This window comes from Bradyrhizobium sp. JR3.5 (assembly GCF_054057015.1).
The window spans coordinates 1817901-1844084 of record NZ_JBSRYV010000001.1; the positions used below are offsets into that span (position 1 = coordinate 1817901).

24 protein-coding genes and 2 pseudogenes are annotated in these 26184 nt (G+C 64.4%); 17 read left to right on the forward strand and 9 right to left on the reverse strand.

Annotated features, from left to right (window positions below; genetic code table 11):
• Window positions 1-96: 96 nt before the first annotated feature.
• Together ACVWW1_RS09180 and ACVWW1_RS09185 are read right to left on the reverse strand one after the other, a co-directional pair.
• Complete coding sequence (locus ACVWW1_RS09180) at window positions 97-378, reverse strand: DUF3551 domain-containing protein (protein ID WP_176531035.1); 282 nt, start codon at window positions 376-378, stop codon at window positions 97-99.
• Window positions 379-493: 115 nt separating this feature from the next.
• Window positions 494-790 carry a DUF3551 domain-containing protein gene (locus ACVWW1_RS09185; protein ID WP_224924440.1) on the reverse strand — a complete coding sequence of 99 codons (297 nt, stop codon included), beginning with the start codon at window positions 788-790 and terminating at the stop codon, window positions 494-496.
• Between the two features lie 294 nt (window positions 791-1084).
• On the opposite strand from ACVWW1_RS09185, the gene ACVWW1_RS09190 reads away from it, so the two are divergent.
• Complete coding sequence (locus tag ACVWW1_RS09190) at window positions 1085-1819, forward strand: outer membrane protein (RefSeq protein WP_207829757.1); 735 nt, start codon at window positions 1085-1087, stop codon at window positions 1817-1819.
• Window positions 1820-2281: 462 nt separating this feature from the next.
• On the forward strand, window positions 2282-5806 hold the full coding sequence (dnaE, locus tag ACVWW1_RS09195; protein ID WP_456655567.1) for a DNA polymerase III subunit alpha: 3525 nt from the start codon (window positions 2282-2284) through the stop codon (window positions 5804-5806).
• A gap of 47 nt (window positions 5807-5853) precedes the next feature.
• Here the strand turns inward: dnaE and ACVWW1_RS09200 are convergent.
• The 6 genes and pseudogenes from ACVWW1_RS09200 to ACVWW1_RS09225 form a co-directional block, all read right to left on the reverse strand.
• Window positions 5854-6054 (reverse strand): annotated as a pseudogene (locus tag ACVWW1_RS09200) (SDR family NAD(P)-dependent oxidoreductase); the annotation flags it as partial.
• A 223-nt stretch (window positions 6055-6277) separates the two neighbouring features.
• A complete protein-coding gene (locus ACVWW1_RS09205; RefSeq protein ID WP_456655568.1) occupies window positions 6278-7138 on the reverse strand; it encodes a class I SAM-dependent methyltransferase in 861 nt (286 codons plus the stop codon).
• Between the two features lie 15 nt (window positions 7139-7153).
• A complete protein-coding gene (locus tag ACVWW1_RS09210; protein ID WP_456655569.1) occupies window positions 7154-7765 on the reverse strand; it encodes a nuclear transport factor 2 family protein in 612 nt (203 codons plus the stop codon).
• Entirely contained in the window at window positions 7756-8229 is a 474-nt protein-coding gene (locus ACVWW1_RS09215; protein WP_456655570.1) for a methyltransferase family protein, read from the reverse strand. Before ACVWW1_RS09215 ends, ACVWW1_RS09210 begins: the two co-directional genes overlap by 10 nt.
• 84 nt (window positions 8230-8313) lie before the next feature.
• Window positions 8314-8691 carry an antibiotic biosynthesis monooxygenase family protein gene (locus tag ACVWW1_RS09220; RefSeq protein WP_456655571.1) on the reverse strand — a complete coding sequence of 126 codons (378 nt, stop codon included), beginning with the start codon at window positions 8689-8691 and terminating at the stop codon, window positions 8314-8316.
• A gap of 56 nt (window positions 8692-8747) precedes the next feature.
• Complete coding sequence (locus tag ACVWW1_RS09225) at window positions 8748-9644, reverse strand: NAD(P)/FAD-dependent oxidoreductase (RefSeq protein ID WP_456655572.1); 897 nt, start codon at window positions 9642-9644, stop codon at window positions 8748-8750.
• Between the two features lie 115 nt (window positions 9645-9759).
• On the opposite strand from ACVWW1_RS09225, the gene ACVWW1_RS09230 reads away from it, so the two are divergent.
• From ACVWW1_RS09230 to fabZ, 12 genes and pseudogenes are all read left to right on the forward strand, one after another.
• On the forward strand, window positions 9760-10455 hold the full coding sequence (locus tag ACVWW1_RS09230) for a TetR/AcrR family transcriptional regulator (RefSeq protein ID WP_456655573.1): 696 nt from the start codon (window positions 9760-9762) through the stop codon (window positions 10453-10455).
• Between the two features lie 461 nt (window positions 10456-10916).
• Window positions 10917-11909, forward strand: a complete 993-nt coding sequence (locus ACVWW1_RS09235) for a 30S ribosomal protein S2 (protein ID WP_176531043.1) — start codon at window positions 10917-10919, stop codon at window positions 11907-11909.
• A gap of 127 nt (window positions 11910-12036) precedes the next feature.
• Complete coding sequence (gene tsf / locus ACVWW1_RS09240; protein WP_176531044.1) at window positions 12037-12960, forward strand: translation elongation factor Ts; 924 nt, start codon at window positions 12037-12039, stop codon at window positions 12958-12960.
• A 69-nt stretch (window positions 12961-13029) separates the two neighbouring features.
• A complete protein-coding gene (gene pyrH, locus ACVWW1_RS09245; protein WP_092114611.1) occupies window positions 13030-13746 on the forward strand; it encodes a UMP kinase in 717 nt (238 codons plus the stop codon).
• A 52-nt stretch (window positions 13747-13798) separates the two neighbouring features.
• A complete protein-coding gene (frr, locus tag ACVWW1_RS09250; RefSeq protein WP_207829754.1) occupies window positions 13799-14362 on the forward strand; it encodes a ribosome recycling factor in 564 nt (187 codons plus the stop codon).
• Window positions 14363-14383: 21 nt separating this feature from the next.
• Window positions 14384-15142, forward strand: coding sequence for an isoprenyl transferase (locus ACVWW1_RS09255; RefSeq protein WP_176531046.1), 759 nt, complete (start codon window positions 14384-14386; stop codon window positions 15140-15142).
• Window positions 15139-16005, forward strand: a complete 867-nt coding sequence (locus ACVWW1_RS09260; protein ID WP_456655574.1) for a phosphatidate cytidylyltransferase — start codon at window positions 15139-15141, stop codon at window positions 16003-16005. Before ACVWW1_RS09255 ends, ACVWW1_RS09260 begins: the two co-directional genes overlap by 4 nt.
• Before the next feature lie 4 nt (window positions 16006-16009).
• Window positions 16010-17236: a 1-deoxy-D-xylulose-5-phosphate reductoisomerase gene (gene dxr / locus ACVWW1_RS09265; RefSeq protein ID WP_176531048.1), complete on the forward strand. Its 1227-nt coding sequence runs from the start codon at window positions 16010-16012 to the stop codon at window positions 17234-17236.
• 44 nt (window positions 17237-17280) lie between these two features.
• Window positions 17281-18432 carry an RIP metalloprotease RseP gene (gene rseP, locus ACVWW1_RS09270; RefSeq protein WP_207829751.1) on the forward strand — a complete coding sequence of 384 codons (1152 nt, stop codon included), beginning with the start codon at window positions 17281-17283 and terminating at the stop codon, window positions 18430-18432.
• A gap of 177 nt (window positions 18433-18609) precedes the next feature.
• Window positions 18610-21154: pseudogene (gene bamA, locus ACVWW1_RS09275) on the forward strand (outer membrane protein assembly factor BamA).
• 32 nt (window positions 21155-21186) lie between these two features.
• Entirely contained in the window at window positions 21187-22248 is a 1062-nt protein-coding gene (lpxD, locus tag ACVWW1_RS09280; RefSeq protein ID WP_176531051.1) for a UDP-3-O-(3-hydroxymyristoyl)glucosamine N-acyltransferase, read from the forward strand.
• Complete coding sequence (fabZ, locus tag ACVWW1_RS09285) at window positions 22248-22706, forward strand: 3-hydroxyacyl-ACP dehydratase FabZ (protein ID WP_456655575.1); 459 nt, start codon at window positions 22248-22250, stop codon at window positions 22704-22706. Before lpxD ends, fabZ begins: the two co-directional genes overlap by 1 nt.
• A gap of 72 nt (window positions 22707-22778) precedes the next feature.
• On the opposite strand, the gene ACVWW1_RS09290 is transcribed toward fabZ, so the two are convergent.
• The gene (locus tag ACVWW1_RS09290; RefSeq protein WP_176531052.1) at window positions 22779-23102 is read right to left on the reverse strand and encodes a KTSC domain-containing protein; all 324 of its coding nucleotides are present in this window, start codon (window positions 23100-23102) and stop codon (window positions 22779-22781) included.
• 137 nt (window positions 23103-23239) lie between these two features.
• Here ACVWW1_RS09290 and lpxA point away from each other — a divergent pair, with 137 nt between their 5' ends.
• The 3 genes from lpxA to lpxB are packed head-to-tail and all read left to right on the forward strand — an operon-like array spanning window position 23240 to window position 26089.
• Complete coding sequence (gene lpxA, locus ACVWW1_RS09295) at window positions 23240-24034, forward strand: acyl-ACP--UDP-N-acetylglucosamine O-acyltransferase (protein WP_456655576.1); 795 nt, start codon at window positions 23240-23242, stop codon at window positions 24032-24034.
• Between the two features lie 19 nt (window positions 24035-24053).
• Window positions 24054-24911 (forward strand): LpxI family protein, encoded by an 858-nt coding sequence (locus ACVWW1_RS09300; RefSeq protein WP_456655577.1) that lies wholly within the window; start codon window positions 24054-24056, stop codon window positions 24909-24911.
• The gene (gene lpxB / locus ACVWW1_RS09305; protein ID WP_456655578.1) at window positions 24911-26089 is read left to right on the forward strand and encodes a lipid-A-disaccharide synthase; all 1179 of its coding nucleotides are present in this window, start codon (window positions 24911-24913) and stop codon (window positions 26087-26089) included. The genes ACVWW1_RS09300 and lpxB overlap by 1 nt, the downstream gene beginning before the upstream one ends.
• Window positions 26090-26184: the final 95 nt, after the last annotated feature.

Consider the following 26184-nt stretch of genomic DNA (forward strand, 5'->3'; position numbering starts at 1 on the left):
CGAAGTGGGTCGCAGCTCGTGTGAAGAACACACGCTAAGCACGTGAATCTAGGGCTTTTCCGCTCTGCTTCAGGCGGAGCGGAAAGGCTTGAGCCCTCAATAAGCGGCGCGAGGCCGTCTGCCCGACTGGCTCGGCCGACGATCAATCGGCGGCCCGGCATAATATGGATTAGTGATGCACATCGCGGCGAGGCCGGACGCCGAGGCGCGGCACTGCTCCAGCGACGTGTAGCCGCAGTCGGTATCCTCGCCGCCCCATCGGTAGTTCGTCTTGCAGACCGGCGAGGTCGAATCGTATTTCTGGGCATTGGCTGGCGTGCTTGTGATCGCACCCAGCGCCAGGAGCGCCGGAAACAGTGCCAGAACCAGGTTTCGCATCAGAAGCTCCAATCGATCTGGCGCCGGCAACGCTCGCGCCCAACGTCCGTGCAAACAGCCCCCGCGTGCGGGAGCGATCAACTCACATTCCCGCGGCGGCGACGCCGGGCGGGCCTCAGTGGAAGAACAGGTCGAAGAAATTGCCCTCACGGCGGTCCCGCGGGGCGACGTGCAGATAGGAGCGCGGGTCGTTGTCGCCGGCATAATAGGGGTTGGCGATGCAGTTCTGTCCGATGCCGGAGGCGGTGGCGAGGCACGCCTCATAGGACGGATAGGAGCAGTTGCTGAGACCTGGGTAGCGGTCGCCCTGGATGCAGAACGGGTAGCGCACGCCGACGGCATGCGAGGGCGCCGTGCCAAACGTGGCGAGCGCGACCACCGACGCCGCAGCAGCAAGAATCATCGTCCGCATGTGCATTCCTTATCGCTGCGAAGATTCGATCTCGGCGACGATCCAAATCGGACAAGCCGGTTCCGGTCAACACGATCTTACGCGCAGCCGCGCACGCAGCTTCGAATTGTGAAGATTGTGCGGCAGCTATGTGGCGAAAGCTCCTAGAAGTGCTTGTAACGCAGTATTAACTTCAAATTTGAGCGAAGTCGTTTGGGCCTGCCTGTTGCAGCGAAGTTACAGCAATTCCGACGGGGGCTGCTATGACGGTGTCTCGCGGCCTTGGGGGCCTGTAGAAAAAGTTGGAACGGGAAAATGAAAAAGATTTTGCTTGTCACCGCCAGCCTGCTCGCGCTCAGCGCGACCGCTGCCTCTGCGGCTGACCTCGCGGCTCGCCCTTACACGAAGGCTCCGCCGCCCATGGTTGCCGCTGTGTATGATTGGACCGGCTTCTACATCGGTATCAACGGTGGTTGGGGCCAGAGCCACGACAACCGTTCGGTCGACGGTTTCGGCCAGGCTGGCAGCTACGATGCCAACGGCGGCACCGTCGGTGGCCAGGTCGGCTACCGCTGGCAGACCGGCGGCTGGGTCTGGGGTCTGGAAGCTCAGGGCAACTGGGCTGACTTCTCCGGCAGCACCGGCAACCTGCTGGTCCCGGGCGGCACCGTTCGCTCGAAGACCGATGCGTTCGGCCTGTTCACCGGTCAGATCGGCTACGCCTGGAACAACGTCCTGCTGTACGCCAAGGGCGGCGCTGCGGTCACCGATCGCAACTATCAGTTCCTGGCACCCGGCGGCGCGCTGGCGTCCTCGACCGGCTTCGACACCCGTTGGAGCCCGACGGTCGGCGTTGGCCTCGAATTCGCCTTCGCTCAGGGCTGGTCGCTCGGCGTCGAATACAACCACATCTTCGAAGACACGCACGGTGCGACCTTCGTGACCCCGGCTGGCGTCGGCGTGACCGGCTTCCACACCGGTGGCGACACCGACATGGTCCTCGGCCGTCTGAACTACAAGTTCGGTGGCCCGATCATCGCGCGTTACTGATCGCTCGCTTAATCCAAGCGGCATCGAAAACCCCGGGCTTCGGCCCGGGGTTTTTTGTTGGCCTGGCGGATTAACCATCGGCCGTGAAGGCGGCGCGGGCATTCCCGAGCTCGCTTGACTCCCAGAACAAAAAAGGAACAATGTTCTGCATACGTTCCAGTCAGGGAGAGCGGCCATGTTGAAGATTTTTGTGCAGGAAGCTGCAGCGCTGGCGTCGATCACGCTGTTCGTCGGGATGATCGCGGTTTGGGCCCAACTGATCACCCAGTTCTGAAATGTGCCCGCAGGGACAGGGCATAGGTTGCGTCTGGGGAAAAGCAGGGCGACCTGCCGCCACGCCGCGTTCGGCGTGGACTTGGCAGGGCTGAGGCCCCACGATGGGATGCGAGTCGGGTCTGATGCTTTCGAGTTCCGGCTTGGGCACTCGCGCCATCCCTGCCTTCAAGAGACCCCCGAGCAGCCATGCCGAATGCCGGATTCGTTCATCTTCACGTTCATTCCGCCTATTCGCTGCTGAAGGGCTCGATCAAGATCGCCAAGCTCGGCGAGCTCGCCAAGGCCGACCGTCAGCCGGCGCTGGCGCTCACCGACACCGACAACATGTTCGGGGCGCTGGAATTCTCGGACAAGATGGCCGGCTACGGCATCCAGCCAATCGTCGGTTGCGAACTGGCGGTGGATTTCGGCGATGTCGACCCCAATACGCGGAGCATCCTGGCGACGACGGGGCCGACGCGAATCGTGCTGCTGGCGGCCCGCGAGCGCGGCTACCGCAGCCTGATGCGGCTGAACTCGCGGGCGTTCCTGGAGACACCGGTCAACCAGACCCCGCACATCAAGCTCGACTGGCTCACCGACGACGCCGAGGATCTGATCGCGCTGACCGGAGGTCCCGACGGGCCGATCGCGCTGGCGCTGCGTGCCGAGCAGGCGGCGCTGGCTGCGACCCGCTGCGAACGCCTGGCGAGCCTGTTCGGCGATCGTCTCTACATCGAATTGCAACGCCACGGCATCGACAAGGAGCGCCGTACCGAGGGCGGTCTGATCGATCTCGCCTACGGCAAGGGCCTGCCGCTGGTTGCGACCAACGAGCCGTATTTCGCCACCAGCGACGACTACGAATCGCATGATGCGCTGCTGTGCATCGCCGGCGGCCATTTGATCGCCGAGACCAACCGCGAGCAATTGACCCCCGATCACCGCTTCAAGACCCGTGCGGAAATGGCGGTGCTGTTCGCCGATATTCCGGAGGCGCTGGCCTCGACGGTGGAGATCGCTGAGCGCTGCTCGTTCCGGCCGAAGACCCGCAAGCCGATCCTGCCGTTCTTCACGGTCGGCGCCGCGGCTAGCTCCGATGCGGCCGCCGACGAAGCCGCCGAGTTGAAGCGCCAGGCCGAGGAGGGGCTCGCCAACCGCCTGCGGGTGCACGGTCTCTCGCCAGGCATGACTGAAGAGGACTACAGCAAGCGACTGGCTTTCGAGCTCGACGTCATCACCCGCATGAAATATGCGGGCTACTTCCTGATCGTCTCGGACTTCATCAAATGGGCGAAGGCGCAGGGCATTCCGGTCGGACCGGGCCGCGGCTCCGGCGCGGGCTCGCTGGTCGCCTGGGTGCTCACCATCACCGACCTCGATCCGATGCGGTTCGCCTTGCTGTTCGAGCGCTTCCTCAATCCCGAACGCGTCTCGATGCCGGACTTCGACATCGACTTCTGCCAGGACCGCCGCGGCGAGGTGATCCAGTACGTTCAGGAGCGCTACGGCCGCGACCAGGTGGCGCAGATCATCACCTTTGGTACGCTGCAGGCGCGCGGCGTGCTGCGCGACGTCGGGCGCGTGCTACAGATGCCGTACGGGCAGGTCGACAAGCTGACCAAGCTGGTGCCGCAGAACCCCGCGGCTCCCGTGACGCTGGCGCAGGCGATCGAAGGCGAGCCCAAGCTGCAGGCGTTCCGCGACGAGGATCCGGTGGTGGCGCGTGCGTTCGACATCGCGCAGCGCCTCGAGGGCCTGACCCGCCACGCCTCGACCCACGCCGCAGGTATCGTGATCGGCGACCGGCCGCTGAGCGAGCTGGTGCCGATGTACCGCGATCCGAAATCCGACATGCCGGTCACCCAGTTCAACATGAAATGGGTCGAGCCGGCGGGCCTCGTGAAGTTCGACTTCCTCGGCCTCAAGACGCTGACGGTGCTCGATGTCGCGGTCAAGCTGCTCAAGCAGCGCGACGTTCATGTCGACCTCGCGACGCTGCCGATCGACGATGCGCCGAGTTACCAGATGCTGGCCCGGGGCGATGTCGTCGGCGTGTTCCAGGTGGAAAGCCAGGGCATGCGGCGCGCGCTGATCGACATGCGGCCGGACCGCTTCGAGGACATCATCGCACTGGTCGCGCTGTATCGCCCGGGCCCGATGGCGAACATCCCGACCTATTGCGCGCGCAAGCACGGCGATGAGGAGTCGGAATATCTGCATCCGATCCTGGAGCCGATCCTGAAGGAGACCTTCGGCGTCATCATCTATCAGGAACAGGTGATGCAGATCGCGCAGCAGATGGCGGGCTATTCGCTCGGCCAGGCCGACCTGCTGCGCCGCGCGATGGGCAAGAAGATCCGCGCCGAGATGGACAAGCAGCGCGACATCTTCGTCGCTGGCGCGATGAAGAACGGCGTTGGGAAGGGGCAGGCGGAGACGATCTTCGAGCTGCTCGCCAAGTTCGCCGACTACGGCTTCAACAAGAGTCACGCGGCGGCCTATGCGCTGGTGTCGTACCACACCGCCTATATGAAGGCGCATTACCCGGTCGAGTTCCTGGCGGCGTCGATGACGCTCGAACTCAACAACACCGACAAGCTTTCCGAATTCCGCTCCGAGGCGCAGCGGCTCGGCATCAAGGTCGAGGCGCCCAACATCAATCGCTCCGGCCCGACCTTCGAGGTCAGCGGCAACACGATCTACTACGCGCTCGCCGCGCTGAAGGGCGTCGGCATCCAGGCGGTGGAGCAGATCATCGAGGAGCGCAACAGGAAGGGCGCCTTTACCTCGCTCGCCGATTTCGCCGCAAGGGTGAGCCCGCGCGCCGTCAACAAGCGGATCATCGAAAGCCTTGCGGCGGCCGGCGCGTTCGACACGCTGGACCCGAACCGGGCCCGCGTCTTCGCCGGTGCCGATGCGATCCTCGCGGCGTGTCAGCGCAGCCACGAGGCGGCGACCTCGGGCCAGAACGACATGTTCGGCAGCGCGCCGGATGCGCCCAGCATCATGCTGCCGCTGGTCGAGCCATGGCTGCCCGCGGACCGGCTGCGGCGCGAATATGATGCGATCGGCTTCTTCCTGTCGGGTCATCCGCTCGACGACTACGCGACCGCGCTGAAGCGGCTGCGCGTGCAGTCCTGGGCGGAATTCTCGCGCGCGGTGAAGACTGGCGCGACGGCGGGCAAGGTCGCGGCAACCGTGGTGTCTCGCATGGAGCGGCGCACCAAAACCGGCAACAAGATGGGCATCATGGGCCTGTCGGATCCGACCGGCCATTTCGAGGCGGTCTTGTTCTCCGAGGGCCTCGCGCAGTACCGCGATGTGCTCGAGCCCGGGGCCGCCGTGCTGTTGCAGCTCGGCGCCGAGCTGCAGGGCGAGGACGTGCGGGCGCGGGTGCTGCACGCCGAGCCGCTGGATCACGCCGCGGCCAAGACGCAAAAGGGCCTGCGGATTTTCGTGCGCGACACCAAGTCGCTGGATTCGATCGCGCGCCGGCTCAACATGCCGGATGCCGCGCTCGCCCCGGCTGGCGCCGCAAAGCCGCCGGCCGTCAAGCCCGCACCGTCAGCAGCGCCGGCAGGTGCGGCCGACGGCGACGTCTCGCTGGTGATGATGCTGGACCTCGAAACCGAGGTCGAGATGAAGCTGCCCGGCCGCTACAAGGTCTCGCCGCAGATCGCCGGCGCAATCAAGGCGGTCGCGGGCGTGGTCGACGTGCAGACGCTGTAGGGGCAGGGCGATCGCATTGGGCTTCCAAAGGGGCGCTGTTTCACTGCCATGATTTTTCTCATCGCTGCTCTTTGCATCGATCGAGGCGTCAGGCGGTTCGAGAAGGCGGCCATCTTGTTCGCCAGGCCCGCGACCACCATCGCCCTTCCTTTTGAGAGCGCAGCGATACCGCTCGCGGCGACCGGACGCGGCTTCATCGTGAGAAGACGCAGCAAGGGTGAGGCAGCTGCGCCGGCCGCCGCGAGAAAGTCGCCGTGCAAGCCGTATCCGGCATGGTGAATTGGCAAAGCAGGACAGCCCAACGGCTTTTGTCACCGACGTCCGGCGCTCGTGTCGGCCGGCTTGTCCGTCCAACGCCCGAATAGGGCGCTGGCATTGGGTGCTTCGCCGGCGAATACGCCCTCATCTGGTCCCGCTGACGGGCCAAAGACGCCCCCTCACCGAGCGGGGCGTCTCTCCTGCTAATCCCTGTCAGCTTGCCGGATTGCGCGCCGTGACGATCCACGTCGCTCTGTCGATCATCACCGACCGCTCGCCGGCGCGGCCCGCGAAGGCGGCACGAACCGCGGCCGAGGCGCGAGCGCGGATGTCGTCGGGCTGATCAGCGAGCGCGCGCGACAGCGGGCCGACCTCGAACGTCATCTTCACCGCGTCGTCGATCGCCGCGTCCCGCGTCGCGCCCTCGCCAAACGGGATGGAAGCATCGAAGGGCGCGATAGCGATATCGGTGAAGCCGGCCGCCGTCAGGATGCGCGCAACCCGCCCCCGGTCGCCGAACGAGAATGGGCCGGGCGCTTCGGGATCGGGCGGCGCCGTCGGCGGGACGATGCCTTTGATCGCGTCCATCGGCAATCGCACCCAATCGTTCTCGGCCGCGCCACGCCAGCAGACGAAAGCGACCCGCCCGCCCGGCTTGAGCGCACGGCGCATATGAGCGAACGCCGCCGTAGGATAGTCAAAGAACATCAGTCCGAAGCGCGAGAACAGGATGTCGAACGCGCCCTCGGGCAGCTCGGCGCTGCTGGCGTCGGCCACCCGGAACTGGACCGGCGTATCCTGTGGCGCAAGCGCGCGCGCTCGGCCGATCAGCGGTTCGGATATGTCCACGCCCAGCACATGGCCCCCCGCGCCGACGCGGGCGGCCAGAGCCAGACTGGACGCGCCCGCGCCGCAGCCGATGTCCAGCACGCGTTCGCCCGTGGCGGGTGCTGCGGCTTCGATCGCGGCCTGGCCGAACACCGCCACCCTGGCATCGAGCCGGGCCTGGTGGGCGACCCAGCGCTCCCCGCTTTGGCCATTCCAGTCGGCGACCTGATAAGCTGATGGCGGCATCACACGTGATCCGCGTTAGCTCACGATTGGTCCAGCCGCAGCTTCATCCAAACCGGCACGAGCTTGGATGGCGAGGCTTCGTTCTGCAGCCTGCGAGTCGAAGTATTCCTCAATCGAATAAACCTTGCTCCATCGCAACTTGAAGACGTGGACGCCCCTGTTCACATACGAGCTTTGGCCGTCAAGTAGCCTCGCGTTGGCCCGCCACCTGACGAACACTGTGGTATTCCATGGCCAACCCGTCACCTCGACCTGCTCAATATCTATGTGCAGCTTCGGGAAAACACGGCCCATGCGCTCGAACCACTGCTTCACCGATTGCTTTCCATGTCGCTCACCCCCCAACGCATGATCTCCGGCAACCCGGTGATAGGCGTTTGGTGTTAGGCCCTTTGCAGCATCATCCCAACGCTGGTTGTTGACATGATCGAAGCTCCTGCGGATCTCTTTTTTGACAATTAGACTGTAGACCATTGATGCACCCTGTTGTTGGATAGCCGACGGCTCTGCAAGACCGATGGATACTTTCCAGATACTGAAAGCTGCTCCGGGTAACGACGCGATCTGTTGGGAAAGCTGGCTGACAGGCGGCCACGCAGACGGCAGCGGCGCAATAGTCAGAGCCATCGGCGAACCTCGGCCTTGTAGCGGCGGTAGTCGTCGCCGAACTTCGCTTCGAGATAGCGCTCCTCGCGGGCGATCACTTGCGTCTGGATCGCGATCAGCACGAACGGGAGCAAGGCGAAGGCGATCGGCCCGTCGAAGCCGATCGCAAGGCCGGCATAGATAAGCGTCATGCCGAGATACATGGGATTGCGGGTCCACCGATAAGGACCGGTCGTTGCGATGAGGGTCGTTGGCTGCGACGGCGGAACGTTGGTACCCAGCCGCCGGAACAGTCCCGCCGCCGCAAGCATCATCGCCGCGCCGGCAACGAACAGCAGCGCGCCCGTCGCGACTAGCAACCGCCAGTCGATGCCGAAAGAGCGCAGGGTGACGAACCGCTCCGCCGCCAGCCCCAACAGCAGCGCTCCCAGATAGACGAAGGGCGGAGGGAAGCGCACACCCGCGCTGTCCCGTTCGACGGCCATGCTCATCCTCCAATCTGCGCTCTGAAGCCAGCATCGACTGCTGGGCGAAGATACCCGCCATCGCGCCTTGCCATATTTCCGGAGTCAGGCCGTGCAAAAGCCGGGGACGGCCACCTTCTGGAACAGATGCGGGCTGGCTACGACGGATGACGGATAGGCCGAAAGCTTCGCGACGAACTCGGGACGGGTGAGGGCGGCGCGGACCGTCTCGGTGGATTCCCACACCACATAGTTCAGGTAGGTCGGGCTATCGCCGATCGCTCGGTGCAGTTGGGTAGAGATGAAGCCCGGCTGCTTCTTCAGGATTTCGGCAGCCGCCGTAAAGGCGTCTAGGAAGCCCGCTTCGTCGGCGGAATCGAGCGTGAAGACGTTGATGAGCACGACGGGCGCGGCCGCGATGCCGAGTTGGCGCTCAAGCGGGAATTTATCGTCTAGGGGCTTGAATGGCTTTAGGACGGCCATGGTGGCGCTCCCGTCTATTGTGAAATTGAAACTGGCGTGATCGATGCTGCTTGCTCTCAAGCCAGCATCGACTGCTGGGCGAAGATACCCGCCATCGCGCCGTGCGATGATGCCAGGGTGACGGATGGCGGCGTGATGGGATTGGCGAGGTCGCCGGCGGCGTAGATGCCGGGCATGCTGGTTTCGCGGCGCTCGTCGACCTTTAGGATGATGCCGAGGGGTGTTTTGACCGTGGCGAGGCCCAGTGATTCATGCAGGCTTGCGGACGGCTTGTTGCGCGGATGCGCGAACAGGATGTCGACCGCGACATCGGGGCCGGTATCGAGCTTGACGGTGGCGTTATGGGCCCCGCGTTGGGCGATCCCAGTGATCCGGCCATCGACGACGGGTGTGTTGCGTCGCGCCAGATCGGCCCGGATATCGGGCGGAATATCGTGACCATCGGCGAAGAGCGTCAACTTGTCGGTCCAATCGTGGAACAGCCTGACCTGATTGTGCGACTGCGGGCCGGACCAGACGAGGCCCCAATGCTGGCCGGCGACTTCAAAGCCGTCGCAATAGGGGCAGGGCACGATGGAGGTGCCCCAGCTTTCGGCGAAGCCCGGAACATCAGGCATCTGGTCGGCGACGCCATAGCTCAGGATCAGACGACGCGCCCTAAAGCTTTCGCCATCGGAAGTGAGGACGTTGAAATCGTCGAGAGCGCCGGAGACACTGTCGGCCCGGGCACTGACCAGCTTGATCGTGGGATAACGCGCCAGCTGCTGCCGCGCCTCGGCCAGGATGTCCAGCGGTGGCTTGTGATCGTGGCCGAGCAGGCCATGCGAGTGGCCGGCGAAGCGATTGCGCGGCAGGCCGGTATCGAGAACGGTGACCTTGCGGCGGGCACGGCCGAGCTGCAGGGCGCCGGCGAGACCGGCAAAGCTGCCGCCGATGATGATGACGTCATCCATGGTGATGGGCTCCGTTTGGAGGACAGGTTGAAACCTACCCATTGGCTTGCATATTTCAGATACTATATGGTATCGTAATTCAAGAATTAGGATACTGTCAAGTATTGGAATTGCCGTGACCGAAAAAAGCCAGGGCCGGCGCGGCCGGCCCGCCAACGAGGCGCTTGGCCAAACGATAGTCGACGCCGCGAGCGAACTCTTTGTGGAATTGGGTTTTCAAGCGACGACATTGGACAAGGTCGCCCAGCGGGCGAAGATATCCAAGCTCAGCATCTATCGGCACTTCGAGAACAAGGAGGCGCTGTTCAGCGCGGCCATCGCGGCCGGCTGCCATCAATTGTTTGCGCCACAGGTCCTTCTTGGAGGCGTCGACGGTTCGGTCGAAGATCACCTCATGGCGGTGGGATCATCACTGCTTCGCACGCTGTTGAGATCAGACGTCCGCAGTATCGAAGCCATGGTCATGGCCGACAAGACGAATCAAGAGTCGTTAAGCAAGCTCCATTACGAAGCCGGGCCCGCCCATGTCATCGCCCAAATCGAGGCCCTGTTGCGTCAGTTGCACGCGAAGGCGCTTCTGAACGTGCCCGATCCTCTCCGGTCCGCCCGCTTGTTTGCTGCGCTTTTCAAAGGATCCGATCTCCTGATGATCGCACGCTTCGATGAGGCGAGAGCAGAGGACGACAACGAAATCGAATCCTATTGCCGGTCGGCCGTCGCCATGTTCATCGCCGCGCACGGTGGCAACGACCACGTGGGCGGATATTTGCCGGCCCCAAGGTCAAAAGACAAAAATTTGAATCGTGCGTGACCGCGTCGGCCAGCAGGTCAAGGCAGGCCAGCCGATCATGAAAACTGACGAGTCGGCCGCACGGTCCGACTAACGTTCTGCTTCGGGTGCGAAAAGCGCTGCCCGCGAGCGGTTGCATGATTTCGGAATATTGGAAATGTAGCCGTGATTTGCCCGACGGGTCAAGCGGCTTGTCCAACGCCGGTCGCCGGCCTGCTCCTTTGCATGGGGTTGTTTTTCGATATTTTGGCCGCGCGCACCCGCGATGGGCCTCCGGCCGCCAAACAGGGCCGTTTCGGCACGATTTGGGCCCGTCCGGCCGGTGTAACCAGCCGTATTTCCTTGCTTCTGGCGCAAATCGCGCTATATACCGCGCCATCTCACACGGAAACATGGCTCTCAAAGGCCGTCCGGTGGCAACCGGGCCATTCAGGCTCGTTTGCTCACACGTTTCCGGAGGAACCAACCGGAGAATTAGATCTATGTCGCTGCCCGAATTCAACATGCGTCAGCTCTTGGAAGCTGGCGTTCACTTTGGCCATCAGTCTCACCGCTGGAACCCGAAGATGCAGGATTACATCTTCGGCGCCCGCAACAACATCCACATCATCGACCTCGCGCAAACTGTGCCGATGCTGCATCGTGCCCTGCAGGCGGTCAGCGATACCGTCGCCAAGGGCGGCCGCATCCTGTTCGTCGGCACCAAGCGCTCGGCCCAGGACGGCGTTGCCGATGCGGCCAAGCGCTCGGCCCAGTATTTCGTCAACTCGCGCTGGCTCGGCGGCACGCTGACCAACTGGAAGACGATCTCGGCCTCGATCAAGCGTCTGCGCCATCTCGACGACGTGCTGTCGTCGGGCGAAGCCAGCTCCTACACCAAGAAGGAGCGGCTGACGCTGCAGCGCGAGCGCGACAAGCTCGACCGTTCGCTCGGCGGCATCAAGGACATGGGCGGTCTTCCCGACATGATCTTCGTGATCGACACCAACAAGGAAGACATCGCGATCCAGGAAGCCCAGCGGCTCAACATCCCGGTCGCTGCGATCGTCGACACCAATTCGGACCCCAAGGGCATCACCTATGTGGTGCCGGGCAATGACGACGCCGGCCGCGCGATCTCGCTATATTGCGATCTCGTGGCGCGCGCCGCCATCGACGGCATCTCGCGTGCGCAGGGCGATTCCGGAATCGATATCGGTGCGTCGGCTGCGCCCGTGCAGGAAGACCTCCCGGCGGCTGCGCCGTCCGGCTTCCAGGGCCTCGCTGGTCCGCGCGGCACCGCCGACAACCTCAAGAAGCTCACCGGCGTGTCCGGTACCATCGAGAAGAAGCTCAACGACCTCGGCATCTTCCACTACTGGCAGCTCGCGGAGCTCGACCACGACACCGCGCACAAGATCGGCGAAGAAGTCGGTCTGCCGAGCCGTGCCGACGCCTGGGTTGCCCAGGCCAAGACGCTCGCCGAAGCGGAATAAAAGTTACACGGCGTGGCCGGGCCTCGCCCGGCCACCGCTCCTATTCCACGAACAACGATTTCCCTGTCGCTGACAGCGGTGCCATCGGGCGCCGCGGTTTCTGTACAGGCAAGAAGGACATTGAACGATGGCAACGATCACAGCAGCGATGGTCAAGGATCTCCGCGAATCGACCGGCGCGGGCATGATGGATTGCAAAGCGGCGCTGACCGAGAACGGCGGCGACATGCAGGCCGCGCAGGATTGGCTGCGCAAGAAGGGCCTGTCCAAGGCCGCCAAGAAGGCCGGCCGCGTGGCCGCCGAGGGCCTGATCGGCGCGCTGACCTCCGGCACCAAGGGCGTGCTGGTCGAGGTCAATTCCGAGACCGACTTCGTTGCGCGTAACGAGCAGTTCCAGGGCCTGGTCAAGATGATCGCCCAGGTCGCGCTGCATAACGGTGCCGATGTCGAGACGATCAAGGCGGCCAAGGTCGGCGACGTCACCGTCGAGACCGCGATCTCCGACGCCATCGCGACGATCGGCGAGAATATGACGCTGCGCCGCGCCGCCTCGCTCGAAGTGAGCAAAGGCGTGGTGTCGAGCTACGTCCACAACGCCGTCGTCGAAGGCGCCGGCAAGATCGGCGTGATCGTGGCGCTGGAGTCCACGGGCAAGACCGACGAACTCGCAGTGCTCGGCCGCCAGCTCGCCATGCACGTCGCGGCGGCAAAGCCGCTGGCGCTCGATCCGGCCGGGCTCGATCCGGAGACCGTCAAGCGCGAGAAGGACGTGCTGGCCGACAAGTACCGCCAGCAGGGCAAGCCGGAGAACGTCATCGAGAAGATCGTCGATTCCGGCCTGAAGACCTACTACAAGGAAGTCTGCCTGCTCGATCAGGCCTTTATCCACGACAGCGGCAAGTCCGTCGCCCAGGCGGTGAAGGAAGCTGAGGGTAAGGTCGGCGGGCCGATCAAAATCGCTGGCTTTGTGAACTATGCTCTCGGTGAGGGAATCGAGAAGCAGGAAAGCGACTTCGCCGCCGAAGTCGCGGCCGCCAGCGGCAAGAAGTAACCGCTGACACCTGGCGTCCGGCGTCCGCGCCGGAGGCCTGCCTGCGCGGGATGAGAAAGCGATCGCATCATGGCTGAGCCGATCTATCGTCGCGTGGTGATCAAGCTGTCCGGCGAATATCTGGCCGGCTCCCACGGGTTCGGTATCGATCAACCGACGGTCGACCGCGTCGCCGACGACCTGATCGCGGCCCGCAAGCTCGGTGTCGAGGTCGCGGTCGTGATCGGCGGCGGCAACATCGTCCGCGGCGTCGAGGTGTCCTCGCGCGGCGTGTCCCGGCCGACCGGTGACACCATGGGCATGCTTGCCACCATGATGAACTGCCTCGCGCTCGAGGCGGCGATCGAGCGCAAGGGGACACCGGCGCGGACCTTGTCGGCATTCGTGATGCCGGAGATTTCCGAGCTGTTCACCCGTAGTGCGACGCACAAATATCTCGCCGAGGGACGCATCGTCCTGCTCGGCGGCGGAACCGGCAACCCGTTCTTCACCACCGATACCACCGCCGTGCTGCGCGCGGCCGAGATCGGTGCAGAGGCGGTGCTGAAAGCCACCAATGTCGACGGCGTCTACAGCGCCGATCCGAAGAAGGACCCCAAAGCCAAACGTTTCGACCGCCTGACCCATTCGCAGGCGATCGAGGGCGGCTACAAGGTCATGGACGCGACCGCTTTCGCACTTGCCCGCGAGACGTCGCTGCCTATCATCGTGTTCTCGATCGCGGAGCCCGGTTCGATCGGTGCGATTCTGCGCGGTACCGGACACGGCACGGTCGTCGCCGGCTGATTGCCGCGCCTCCGGGCGTCGACAGCCGGTTTCTAGTAAAGGGAGAAGCGTCATGGCCGCAGCTGGTTTTGACATCAACGACGTGAAGCGCCGCATGCAGGGCGCGACACAATCGCTCAAGCACGAGCTCGGCGGTCTGCGTACCGGCCGCGCCGCGGCCTCCATGCTGGAGCCGGTCCAGGTCGAGGCTTATGGCTCGCATATGCCGCTCAACCAGGTTGCGACCATCAGCGTGCCCGAGCCGCGCCTGCTCTCGGTGCAGGTCTGGGACAAGGCGATGGTGAAGGCCGTGGAGAAGGCGATCGTCGACTCCAACCTCGGCCTTTCGCCGGCAACCGAAGGCCAGGTGCTTCGCTTGCGGATTCCCGAACTCAACGAGGAGCGCCGCAAGGAGCTGGTCAAGGTCGCGCACAAATACGCGGAAGCGGCCAAGGTCGCGGTACGCCACGTGCGCCGCGACGGCCTCGACGTGATCAAGAAGCTCGAGAAGAATCACGAGATCTCCGAGGACGATCAGGAGCGCCTGTCGAACGAGGTGCAGAAGGCGACCGACGGTGTGATCGCCGAAGTTGATCAGCTGCTTGCCGCCAAGGAAAAGGAAATCCTGACGGTCTGAAGGCGCTACGGGAAAGAGTCGATGTCGAACGCCGCCGCCCCAGCAACCGACGGACCGGATCGCTCCGGCAGTCCGTTGCATGTGGCGATCATCATGGACGGCAATGGGCGCTGGGCCGCTTCGCGCGGCCTGCCGCGCGTCGAGGGCCATCGCCGCGGCGTCGAGGCGCTGCGCCGCGTGGTGCGTGCGGCCCATGAACTCGGCATCGTCTATCTCACGATCTTTTCGTTCAGCTCGGAAAACTGGTCGCGGCCGGCCAGCGAGATCGGCGATCTGTTCGGCCTGCTGCGCCGCTTCATCCGGAACGATCTGGCGACGCTGCATCGTGACGGCGTGCGGGTGCGCGTGATCGGCGAGCGCGCCGGGCTCGATCCCGACATCTGCGCGCTGCTCAACGAGGCCGAGGAGCTGACGCGGAACAACGTCAAGCTCAACCTCGTGGTCGCCTTCAACTACGGCTCGCGGGCGGAGATCGCCGCCGCCGCGCGGCGCCTTGCGCGCGAGGTCGCCGAAGGCAAGCGCGACGCCAACTCCATCGATGCCGATACGCTCGGGCACTATCTCGATGCGCCCGACATTCCGGACCCCGACCTGATCATCCGCACCAGCGGCGAACAGCGTCTGTCGAACTTCCTGATGTGGCAGGCCGCCTATAGCGAGCTCGTGTTCGTGCCGATTCACTGGCCTGATTTCGACAAGGCGGCGCTCGAAGGCGCAATTGCGGAATACGGCAAGCGTGAGCGCCGGTTCGGCGGCCTCGCCGCGAAAACCGGCTCGTGAGCGAGCGCGAAGCCGCACCGGCGGCAGCAAGCGAGCAGGCGGCCGCGAGCGAGCAGGGGTCGCGCAACTTCGCGATGCGCGTGGTTGCGGCGCTAGTGCTGGCGCCGGTTGCGATCGCGCTGGCCTATCTGGGCGGCATCGCCTGGTCGCTACTGGTGACGCTGGTTGCGGTCGGATTGTTCGCGGAATGGCTCATGGTCACCGGGCTCGGACGCGAACTCCGCGTCATGGTGCCTGGTGTTGTCGCGCTGCTGCTCGCCGGACTTTGCCTGATCGCCGGCCGCATCGATGCGGCGCTGGTGGTCCTCGCCGTCGGTGCGGTTGTCGTGGCGCTGACATCGGGCGTGCGGCGCAACTGGGCCATCGCGGGATTGCTCTATGCTGCGGCCGCCGAGATCGCATCGGTGCTGCTGCGTCTCGATACGGCGAAGGGCTTTGCCGCGCTGATGTTCGTGTTGCTGATCGTGTGGGTCACGGATATCGGCGGCTATTTCGCGGGCCGCAGCATCGGTGGGCCGAAGCTTTGGGTGCGTGTCAGCCCCAAGAAGACATGGGCTGGCGCGGCCGGCGGTTTCGTCGCGAGCCTGTTGATTGCGGCCTGCTTTGCCGCCTTCGAGGTCGGCACGGCCGGGCCGCTGCTGATGCTCGGAGCCGTGTTGTCGGTGGTCTCGCAGCTTGGCGATCTCTTCGAATCCGCTGTGAAGCGGCGGTTCGGGGTGAAGGATTCGAGCCACATCATTCCCGGCCATGGCGGCCTTTTGGATCGCCTGGACGGCTTTGTCGCGGCCGTCATTGTGGCGGCGATTTTCGGCTTTCTCCGTGGTGGCGCCGATGGCGTCGGACGCGGTCTTATGATTTGGTGATGAGATGAGCGCAGTTCCGTTGCGTAACAATAAGGCCGCGGCGGCATCCGCCGCGCGGTCCGTGACCGTCCTCGGTGCCACCGGCTCGATCGGCGACAGCACGATGGATCTGCTGCGTGGCGCGCGCGACCGTTACCGGGTCGAGGCGCTGACCGCGAACAGCAATGTCGAGGGATTGGCCAAGCTCGCCAAGGAGTTCGGCGCGCGGTTCGCCGCCATTGCCGATCCGGCGCGGCTTTCCGAATTGAAGGACGCACTGGCCGGAACCCGGATCGAATGCGGAGCCGGAGAGAGCGCCATCATCGAGGCGGCCGCGCGGCCGGCGGATTGGGTGATGGCCGCGGTCAGCGGCGCTGCCGGATTGAAGCCGGCGCTCGCCGCGGTCGATCGCGGCGCAACCGTCGCGCTCGCCAACAAGGAGTGCCTGGTCTGCGCCGGCGACATCTTCATGGAGCGGGCCAAGAAGGCCGGCGCCTGCATCCTGCCGGCGGACTCCGAGCATAATGCGCTGTTCCAGGCGCTGGCGTCCGGCAATCGCGAGGAACTGACGCGGGTGATCATCACTGCGTCCGGCGGGCCGTTCCGCACCTGGGCTCCCGCCGACATCGAGCAGGCGACGCTGGAACAGGCGCTCAAGCATCCGAACTGGAGCATGGGGCAGAAGATCACGATCGATTCCGCCTCGATGATGAACAAGGGCCTCGAGGTGATCGAGGCGTCCTACCTGTTCGCCCTGGCGCCCGACGAGATCGACGTGCTGGTGCACCCGCAGTCGATCATCCACGGCATGGTCGAATTCTCCGATCGCTCCGTGATGGCCCAGCTCGGCACGCCGGACATGCGGATTCCGATCGCGCATTGCCTCGGCTGGCCGGACCGGATCGTCGGCCCGTCCGCCAAGCTCGATCTCGCCAAGATCGGACAGCTGACCTTCGAGGTGCCCGACTTCCAGCGTTTCCCGGGGCTGCGGCTCGCTTACGAGGCACTCCGGCTCGGCAATGGCGCGACAACGGTCTACAACGCGTCGAACGAGATCGCGGTCGCGGCGTTTATTGCTGGCAAGATCAAGTTCGGTGCGATCGCCCGGCTGGTCGAGGCGACGATGAACGATTGGATCAGGTCGGGGAATCAGCCACCACTGAACTCGGCGGATGATGCGATTTCCGTTGACCATATCGCGCGAAATAAAGCTGCCGCCCTATTGCCTCAAATTGCCTTAAAGGCAACCTAGAGGGTTGGGGACGGAGCCTATGGCTCTTGTCGAGGGGAATTCGAATGCCCGAGTATTTTCTTCATAGTATCAATGCGTTGAGCCATGGGCTCCTCGGCTATATCGTTCCCTTTCTGTTCGTCCTGACCATCGTTGTTTTCTTTCACGAGCTCGGCCATTTCCTGGTCGCGCGCTGGGCCGGCGTGAAGGTGCTGACGTTCTCGCTGGGTTTCGGGCCGGAGCTTGCCGGCTTCAACGACCGGCATGGCACACGCTGGAAGATCTCGGCGATTCCGCTCGGCGGTTACGTCAAGTTCTTCGGCGACGACAGCGAAGCGTCGACGCCGTCGACGGAGACGCTCGCCGCCATGACGGCGGAGGAGCGCGAAGGCAGCTTCCATCACAAGTCGGTCGGCAAGCGCACCGCCATCGTCGCGGCCGGTCCGGTCGCGAACTTCATTCTCGGTGCCCTGATTTTCGCGGGCATGGCGCTCTATTACGGCAAGCCCAGCACGATCGCGCGGGTCGATGGCCTGGTCGCCGAGAGCGTCGCTGCGAACGCGGGCTTCAAGGTCGGCGATGTCGTCGTCGATATCGACGGCAGCGCGATCCAGAGCTTCGCCGACATGCAGCGCATCGTAGCTTCGAATGCTGGTTCAGAACTTGGGTTCAAAGTGAAGCGGGACGGCGCGGTCGTTGCGCTGAAGGCGACGCCCGCACTGAAGGAGGTGAAGGATCCCTTCGGCAATGCCCACCGAATCGGCGTGCTCGGAATCGAGCACAAGGCTCAGGTCGGCGAGGCATCCAGCGCTCCGGTCGGCGTCTTTGAAGCCATGAAGATCGGTGTCGAGCAGGTTTGGTACATCATTTCGAGCACGTTCAAGTTCCTGGGGTCGCTGTTCGTCGGGACCGGCAATCCGGCTGAGGTGAGCGGGGTCATTGGAATCGCGAAGCTGTCGGGGCAGGCCGCGAGCGCCGGGTTCCAGTTCGTTATCAATCTTTGCGCCATCCTCTCGGTCTCGATCGGGCTGCTGAATCTGTTTCCGATCCCGCTTTTGGATGGCGGACACCTCTTGTTCTACAGCGCGGAGGCGCTTCGTGGGCGCCCGCTTTCAGAGCGGACGCAGGAGGTGGGTTTCCGAATCGGGCTGGGTTTGGTTCTGATGCTGATGGTGTTTGCGACGTATAACGACATCCTCAGAATCGCTGGGTCCTGAAACGGGGCTTTTCTGTGGCGTTGCCAATGGGCAACGTCTTGGTATGAAAATGGAAATGTTCAGCTGTAGTAAGTTTGCCCCCTTGGCAAAGTTGGCTACAAGCTGAGCGGCAGGTTGGGAATCTGTCGGGTCGTTGGGGAACGGTCCGGCATTGCGAAAGATAAGGGCGCGTTGCGCATGATGTTTGGAATGCGAGTGAGGGGGGGGCTGTTTGCCGCCTTGGTCATGTTCGCCGCGCCGGTGGCGGCGACCTTGGCGGCCGTTGCTGTCTCTGCGCCTGCGCTTGCGCAGACTGTCGATTCGATCACGGTGGAGGGGAACCGCCGCGTCGAGCTCGAAACCATCCGTTCCTATTTCCATCCCGGACCGGGCGGTCGGCTGGGCCAGGCCCAGATCGACGACGGCCTGAAAGCGCTGATCGAGACCGGTCTGTTCCAGGACGTCCATATCGATCAGCGGGGCGGGCGCCTCGTCGTGGTCGTGGTCGAGAACCCGGTGATTGGCCGCGTTGCCTTCGAAGGCAACAAGAAGGTCAAGGACGAGCAGCTCACCGCCGAAGTCCAGTCCAAGCCGCGCGGCACCTTCTCGCGCCCGATGGTGCAGTCGGATGCCCTGCGCATCGCCGAAATCTACCGCCGTTCGGGCCGCTACGACGTGCGGGTCAATCCGCAGATCATCGAGCAGCCGAACAATCGCGTCGACCTGATCTTCGAGGTCAATGAAGGCGTGAAGACCGGTGTGCGGTCGATCGAGTTCGTGGGCAACAATGCCTACTCGGCGTCCCGCCTGCGCGACGTCATCAAGACCCGCGAATCAAATCTCTTGAGCTTCCTCGGCGGCAACGACGTCTACGACCCCGACCGGGTCGAGGCCGACCGTGACCTGCTGCGCCGCTTCTACCTCAAGAACGGCTATGCCGACGTTCAGGTCGTGGCAGCACTGACCGAATACGATCCCGACAAGAAGGGCTTCCTGGTTACCTTCAAGATCGAAGAGGGCCAGCAGTACCGCGTCGCGGCTGTCAACTATACGTCGTCGATCGCAACGCTCGATCCGAACGCGCTGCGCTCGTTCTCGCGCGTCAATATCGGCTCGCTCTACAACGCCGAGGCGCTGGAGAAGTCGGTCGAGGAGATGCAGATCGAGGCGTCACGCCGCGGCTACGCGTTCGCGGTGGTCCGTCCGCGCGGCGATCGCAATTTCGACAATCACACGGTGTCGATCACCTTCGCGATCGATGAAGGTCCGCGCACCTATATCGAGCGCATCAACATCCGCGGCAACAGCCGCACGCGCGACTACGTGATCCGCCGCGAATTCGATATCTCGGAAGGCGACGCCTACAACCGTGCGCTGGTCGACCGCGCCGAGCGCCGGCTGAAGAACCTCGACTTCTTCAAGACGGTGAAGATTACCACCGAGCCCGGGTCCTCCAGCGATCGCGTCATCCTGATCGTCGATCTCGAGGAGAAGTCGACCGGCGACTTCTCGGTGTCGGGTGGCCTATTCGACCACCGATGGCGCGCTGGCTGAAGTCAGCGTCTCCGAGCGCAACCTGCTCGGCCGCGGCCTGTTCGCGAAGGCGTCGGTGACCTACGGCCAGTATGCCCGCGGCTACTCGCTGTCGTTCGTCGAGCCCTATCTGCTCGACTACCGCGTCGCGCTCGGCCTCGATTTCTACCAGCGCCAGCAGCTGTCCAACAGCTACATCGCCTACGGCACCAAGACGCTGGGCTTCAGCCCGCGCCTCGGCTTCAGCCTGCGGGAAGATCTGTCGCTGCAGCTGCGCTACTCGATCTATCAGCAAGAAATCACGCTGCCGTCGACGTTGAACAACTGTAACAACAATCCCTTCCTGGCTGACGGTGTAACGCCCAATCCTGCGTTCAATCCGAGCCCGGCCTATGCGAACCTGAACGGGATCAGCCTGGTGTCGACCAATGGTCTGGGCTGCTTCTATGACGGCGAAGCCTCGTTGCCGGTCCGCAAGGAACTCGCGAACGGCAAGACCCTGACCTCGGCGTTGGGCTACACGCTCAACTACAACACCCTCGACAACAACAAGAACCCGACCGATGGCCTGATCGTCGACTTCAAGCAGGACTTCGCCGGCGTCGGCGGTGACGTCAGCTACATCAAGAGCGCGATCGACGCGAAGTACTACACCCCGCTGGTCTCCGACATCGTCGGCGTGATCCACGCCCAGGGCGGCATCCTGAACAAGCTCGGCAGCGACGAACTGCGCATGCTCGATCACTTCCAGATGGGCCCGAACCTGGTCCGCGGCTTCGCGCCGAACGGTATCGGTCCGCGTGACATCAACCCCTACGGCACCATGGACGCCATCGGCGGCACCAAGTACTGGGGTGTGTCGGCGGAACTGCAGATGCCGTTCTGGTTCTTGCCGAAGGAAGTCGGGCTCAAGGGCGCGGTCTATGCCGACGCTGGCGGGCTATATGACTACAAGGGTCCGACCTCGTGGGCGGCAACCGGCGAAGTCAACCAGCCCGGCTGTATCAAGCCGACGAACAACCCGCCGTCGCCGGGCACCTGTCTAGGCCTGTCGTTTGACGACAGCAAGGTTGTCCGTACCTCGGTCGGTGTCGGCCTGATCTGGCAGTCGCCGTTTGGTCCGCTGCGCTTCGACTACGCTGTACCGCTGACCAAGGGTGCGTATGACCGCGTGCAAGAATTCCGGTTTGGCGGCGGTACGACTTTCTAACACCGCTGCTCGACCGGACTGCGACGGATGGAATGGCGCAGCCGATCTTCTTCAAGAGTCCTCCTTCGTCATCGCTGGCTGAAATCGCCGCGCTGACGAAGGCGCAACTGGTCGACCCCGATAGGGGTGCGCTTCAGATCAGGGGGCTGGCCTCGCTCGACGAGGCCGGTCCGATGCATCTCGCCTTTTTCGACAATCTCAAATACGCCGACCAGCTCGCTGCGACCAAGGCCGGCGCCTGCCTGGTCAGCCCGCGTTTCGAGGCGCAGGTGCCGAAGGGCACCGCCGTGCTGCGGGCCGCAAAACCGTTCCAGGTGTTCGTCGAACTCGCCCGCGAATGGCACGCCGATGCGCTGCGGCCGCAATCCTGGTTCGGGACCGAGGGCATCGCCCCGTCGGCGATCATCGATCCCACCGCGCGCCTCGAGGATGGCGTCATCGTCGATCCGCTGGTCGTGATCGGCCCGCGGGTCGAGATCGGCTCGGGCACCATCATCGGCGCCGGCGCGGTGATCGGCGCCGACGTCAAGATCGGCCGCGACTGCAACGTCGGCGCCAAGACCACCATTCAGTTCGCGTTGATCGGCAACAACGTGCTGATCCACCCGGCCTGCAATATCGGCCAGGACGGCTACGGCTTCATCTTCTTCGGGCCGGCAGGGCACGTGAAGGTGCCGCAGACCGGCCGCGTGGTGATCCAGAACAATGTCGAGGTCGGCGCTGCCTCGACCATCGACCGCGGTTCCCTGCGCGACACAGTGATCGGCGAAGGAACCAAAATCGACAACCAGGTCCAGATCGGCCACAATGTGACCATTGGCCGGCACTGCCTGCTCGCGGCCCAGATCGGGCTCGCCGGCAGTCTGACGATCGGCGACAATGTCGCGCTCGGCGCCAAGGTGGGCATCAACAACCACCTCAAGATCGGCGACGGCGCCCAGGTGACGGCGATGAGCGCGGTCAAGGACGACATTCCGGCCAATGGTCGCTGGGGCGGGCATTTCGCCAAGCCGACCAAGCAGTGGTTCAGGGAAATTATCGCGGTGGAGCGCCTGGTGCGCGACAACGAAGCCAAAGGCAAGGAACAGGAGTGATGGAGGAGGCACCGGTCAAATTCGAGCTCGTGGATATCGACGATATCCTGAAGACGCTCCCGCATCGCTTTCCGATGTTGCTGATCGACCGCGTGATCAAGATCCGCACCGACTACAGCGGTATCGGCATCAAGAACGTCACCTTCAACGAGCCGCCGTTCCAGGGGCATTTCCCGGATCGCCCGGTGTACCCCGGCGTGATGATGATCGAGGCGATGGCCCAGACTGCCGGCGTGATCGGAATCAAGTCGGTCGAGGGCACCGAGAAGCCGCGCGCGGTGTATTTCCTCACCATCGACAAGTGCAAGTTCAGGAAGCCGGTGATGCCCGGCGACACCATCGAGTACCACATGCGCTCGCTCGGCCGCCGCAAGACGATGTGGTGGTTTCACGGTGACGCCAAGGTCAACGGTCAGGTTGTCGCCGAGGCCGATGTCGGCGCGATGCTGACGGATTAGAGCGTTTTCGAGCGAAGCGGCCCCCGGACCGCGTGAAGAAAACGCGTCAAAAAAAGCCCTGGGCCGCCGAGGTCAAGACATCCTGCACGCGTATCGGCCGTCCGCACCGGCGATCCGCAGGACGCGGTTGAGGAAGACGCCCATCGATGGTGCGATCATCAGCGCGTCGTAGGTTTCGGCAGGCACGCCGCAATAATGCTGGTAGCTGCCCCTGACCGCGACCAGCAGCGTGCGCTCGCTTGCGCTGTAGCAGACGCGCTGGACGATCGTGCTGCGGTTGATGTCGCGGCAGTCGAAGGCCGAGAGATCGACGCTCGTGCTGTTGCCGAGGTCGGCGGTCTCCGGGCCGATCGGCGCGGAGAACAGGCTGAGGATCAGCGCGGCGGCCCGGACCATGGATCGGTTGCGACCTTCTCGTTTGCAACAGGCCGTCATCATACGTCACTGGACAGGGCGGGCAAAGTCGCGCTAACGACCGCCGAACCCGACACATAGCACCTTGGCGCCACTAACGAATTCCGGACCATAACGACATGAGCATGATCGACCCCACTGCGCGGATTGCGGATGGCGCTGTGATCGGGGCCGGCACCGAGATCGGTCCGTACTGCATCATCGGCCCCAACGTCGTGCTGGGCGAGAACTGCAAGCTGATCGCGCATGTCACGATCAGCGGGCACACGAAGATCGGCGCCGGCTGCGTCATCTCGCCGTTTGCCGCGCTCGGCGGGCCACCGCAGGATCTCAGCTATCGCGGCGAGCCGACCCGTCTCGAAGTCGGCGAGGCCTGCACGATCCGCGAAGGCGTGACGATGAATGTCGGCACGGTCAAGGGCGGTGGGCTCACCCGCGTCGGCGATCGCGGCTTCTTCATGAACAACAGCCATGTCGGCCATGACTGCATGGTCGGCAACGGCGTGATCTTCGCGACGTCAGCGACGCTCGGCGGCCACTGCGAGATCGGCGACTTCGTCTATATCGGCGGCCTGTCGGCGGTGCACCAGTTCACCCGCGTCGGCTCGCAGGTGATGATCGGCGGCGTCTGCGGCGTGCGCGGCGACATCATCCCGTTCGGGTTAGCCAACGGTCAATACGCGGTGCTCGAAGGGCTCAATATCATCGGCATGCGGCGGCGCCAGTTCACCAAGGCCCGGCTGGCGACAGTGCGCGCGTTCTATCAGAGACTGTTCCACGGTCCCGGCATCTTCGCCGAGCGGCTGGCTTCGGTGCAGCCGCTGGCGGGTGAGGATCCTGCGATCGCGGAAATCCTCGCCTTCATCGAGGGCGGCAAGCTCCGGCCGCTCTGTCTTCCCGCCGACGTCAATTGAGCAGGGGATGGCCGCCAGCATGACGTCAGCGGCTCCCTCGGTTTCTTCGCCGGTCGGCGTGATCGCCGGCGGCGGCGCCATGCCGTTCGCGGTCGCCGATCAGCTCACCGCGCGCGGCATCACGCCGGTGCTGTTCGCGCTGCGCGGTGCCTGCGATCCGGCGCGCGCGCAGCGGTTTCGTCATCGCTGGATCTCGGTCGGCCAGCTCGGACGCGCGACCCGGTTGTTCCGCGACGAAGGCTGCCGCGACCTGATCTTCATCGGCACCCTGGTGCGTCCCGCGTTGTCGGAGATCCGGCTCGACTGGGGCACGCTGCGGCTGCTCGGCCATGTCGTGCGCGCGTTCCGCGGCGGCGACGATCATCTGCTGTCGAGCGTCGGCCGCATCCTCGAGCAGCAGGGATTTCGCATGGTCGGAATCAAGGATGTCGCGCCAGATCTCCTGATGCCTGAGGGCGCCGTGACGCGCACGACGCCGGACTCGAGCGCGCTCGCCGACATTGCGCGCGGACGCGGTGTGCTCGATGCGCTTGGACCGTTCGACATCGGTCAGGCCGCCGTGGTGATCGACGGTCACGTGGTTGCGGTCGAGGACATCGAAGGCACCGATGGGCTCCTGGCGCGGGTGGCGCGGCTGCGCGCCGACGGCCGCATCCGCACCAAGGCTGGCCGCGGCGTGCTGGTGAAGGCGCCGAAGAGCAAGCAGGATCTGCGCTTCGATCTGCCGACCATCGGTCCACGCACGGTCGAGGGCGCGGCCGCGGCGGGCATCGCCGGCATCGCCGTGATCGCCGGCAACACGCTTGCCGCCGATCCGCAGGCGCTGATCGAGGCCGCCGACGCCAAAGGGCTGTTTGTCATCGGACTGGCGGGCTGATGCAGGCGCGCAGTCCCAGCAGCGGCCGCAGGATCTTCCTCATCGCGACCGAGGAGTCCGGCGACCGCCTTGGCGCGGCACTGATGAAGGTGCTGCGCCAGCGCCTTGGCGATGCCGTGCAATTTTCCGGCGTCGGCGGCCGGGAGATGACGGGCGAGGGCATCGATCCCCTGTTTCCGATCGAGGAGCTCTCGATCATCGGCTTTGCCGCCGTCGTGAAGCAATTGCCGAAGATCCTGCAATTGATCCGACGCACGGCCGATGCCGTGCTCGCTGATGCGCCTGACATGCTCGTCATCATCGACAGCCCTGACTTCACCCACCGCGTCGCCCGCCGCGTCCGGGCGCGCAACCCGAACATTGCGATCGTCGACTACGTTTCGCCATCGGTCTGGGCGTGGCGGCCGGGCCGGGCGCGCGCGATGCGAGGCTATGTCGATCACGTGCTCGCGCTGCTGCCGTTCGAACCGGAGGAATATCGCAAGCTGCAGGGACCGCCATGCAGCTATGTCGGGCATCCCCTGACCGAGCAGCTCACTTCGCTTCGGCCGAACGAGGAGGAGCAGAAGCGGCGGGATGCGCAGCCGCCCGTCCTGCTGGTACTGCCCGGAAGCCGGCGCAGCGAGATCAGGCATCATCTGGCGCTGTTCGGCGCGGCGCTCGGCGAGCTCAACAAGCACACTCCGTTCGAGCTCGTGCTTCCCACCATGCCGCATCTCGAGGCCATGGTGCGCGAAGGCGTCGCGTCGTGGCCCATGGTGCCGCGGCTCGCCGTCGGCGAGATCGAGAAGCGCGCGGCATTCCGCGTGGCCCGCGCGGCGCTCGCAAAGTCGGGCACGGTGACGCTGGAGCTCGCGCTGTCAGGCATTCCGATGGTGACGGCCTATCGCGTCGGTGCCGCCGAGGCGTTCATCCTGCGCCGTGCGATCCGGGTGTCGTCGGTGATCCTCGCCAATCTCGTGATCGGCAGCGACATCATTCCCGAGTTCCTGCAGGAGAACTGCACGCCGGACAAGCTCGCGCAAGCGCTGGGTGATGTCCTCGCGGCTTCGCCCGACCGTCTGCGGCAGCTCGTGGCGTTCGCGACGATGGACGGGAAGATGTCGACCGGCGACCAGCCGCCGAGCGTCCGCGCCGCCGACATTGTGCTCGCGGAAATGAGCCGGCGTCCCGCCTAGTCATTCGCTCATCCTGTCGTCAGCGGCGGCATACGGCCGCAACGGTTCCGCTTGCTTTGGATATTTAGACTGCGCTAATATTAGTAATAGCTAAT

What these genes read in the sequence shown, in the direction of transcription:
- ACVWW1_RS09190 (WP_207829757.1), top strand. Translation starts at nt 1,085, where the DNA reads ATGAAAAAGATTTTGCTTGTCACCGCCAGCCTGCTCGCGCTCAGCGCG.
- lpxD (WP_176531051.1), top strand. Translation starts at nt 21,187, where the DNA reads ATGGCGCAGCCGATCTTCTTCAAGAGTCCTCCTTCGTCATCGCTGGCT.
- rseP (WP_207829751.1), top strand. Translation starts at nt 17,281, where the DNA reads ATGCCCGAGTATTTTCTTCATAGTATCAATGCGTTGAGCCATGGGCTC.
- dxr (WP_176531048.1), top strand. Translation starts at nt 16,010, where the DNA reads ATGAGCGCAGTTCCGTTGCGTAACAATAAGGCCGCGGCGGCATCCGCC.
- ACVWW1_RS09215 (WP_456655570.1), bottom strand. Translation starts at nt 8,229, where the DNA reads ATGGCCGTCGAACGGGACAGCGCGGGTGTGCGCTTCCCTCCGCCCTTC.
- lpxA (WP_456655576.1), top strand. Translation starts at nt 23,240, where the DNA reads ATGAGCATGATCGACCCCACTGCGCGGATTGCGGATGGCGCTGTGATC.
- ACVWW1_RS09205 (WP_456655568.1), bottom strand. Translation starts at nt 7,138, where the DNA reads ATGCCGCCATCAGCTTATCAGGTCGCCGACTGGAATGGCCAAAGCGGG.
- ACVWW1_RS09300 (WP_456655577.1), top strand. Translation starts at nt 24,054, where the DNA reads ATGACGTCAGCGGCTCCCTCGGTTTCTTCGCCGGTCGGCGTGATCGCC.
- ACVWW1_RS09185 (WP_224924440.1), bottom strand. Translation starts at nt 790, where the DNA reads ATGCGGACGATGATTCTTGCTGCTGCGGCGTCGGTGGTCGCGCTCGCC.
- dnaE (WP_456655567.1), top strand. Translation starts at nt 2,282, where the DNA reads ATGCCGAATGCCGGATTCGTTCATCTTCACGTTCATTCCGCCTATTCG.
- ACVWW1_RS09180 (WP_176531035.1), bottom strand. Translation starts at nt 378, where the DNA reads ATGCGAAACCTGGTTCTGGCACTGTTTCCGGCGCTCCTGGCGCTGGGT.
- ACVWW1_RS09255 (WP_176531046.1), top strand. Translation starts at nt 14,384, where the DNA reads ATGTCGAACGCCGCCGCCCCAGCAACCGACGGACCGGATCGCTCCGGC.
- ACVWW1_RS09235 (WP_176531043.1), top strand. Translation starts at nt 10,917, where the DNA reads ATGTCGCTGCCCGAATTCAACATGCGTCAGCTCTTGGAAGCTGGCGTT.
- lpxB (WP_456655578.1), top strand. Translation starts at nt 24,911, where the DNA reads ATGCAGGCGCGCAGTCCCAGCAGCGGCCGCAGGATCTTCCTCATCGCG.
- ACVWW1_RS09225 (WP_456655572.1), bottom strand. Translation starts at nt 9,644, where the DNA reads ATGGATGACGTCATCATCATCGGCGGCAGCTTTGCCGGTCTCGCCGGC.
- ACVWW1_RS09220 (WP_456655571.1), bottom strand. Translation starts at nt 8,691, where the DNA reads ATGGCCGTCCTAAAGCCATTCAAGCCCCTAGACGATAAATTCCCGCTT.
- fabZ (WP_456655575.1), top strand. Translation starts at nt 22,248, where the DNA reads ATGGAGGAGGCACCGGTCAAATTCGAGCTCGTGGATATCGACGATATC.
- ACVWW1_RS09210 (WP_456655569.1), bottom strand. Translation starts at nt 7,765, where the DNA reads ATGGCTCTGACTATTGCGCCGCTGCCGTCTGCGTGGCCGCCTGTCAGC.
- ACVWW1_RS09290 (WP_176531052.1), bottom strand. Translation starts at nt 23,102, where the DNA reads ATGGTCCGGGCCGCCGCGCTGATCCTCAGCCTGTTCTCCGCGCCGATC.
- tsf (WP_176531044.1), top strand. Translation starts at nt 12,037, where the DNA reads ATGGCAACGATCACAGCAGCGATGGTCAAGGATCTCCGCGAATCGACC.
- pyrH (WP_092114611.1), top strand. Translation starts at nt 13,030, where the DNA reads ATGGCTGAGCCGATCTATCGTCGCGTGGTGATCAAGCTGTCCGGCGAA.
- frr (WP_207829754.1), top strand. Translation starts at nt 13,799, where the DNA reads ATGGCCGCAGCTGGTTTTGACATCAACGACGTGAAGCGCCGCATGCAG.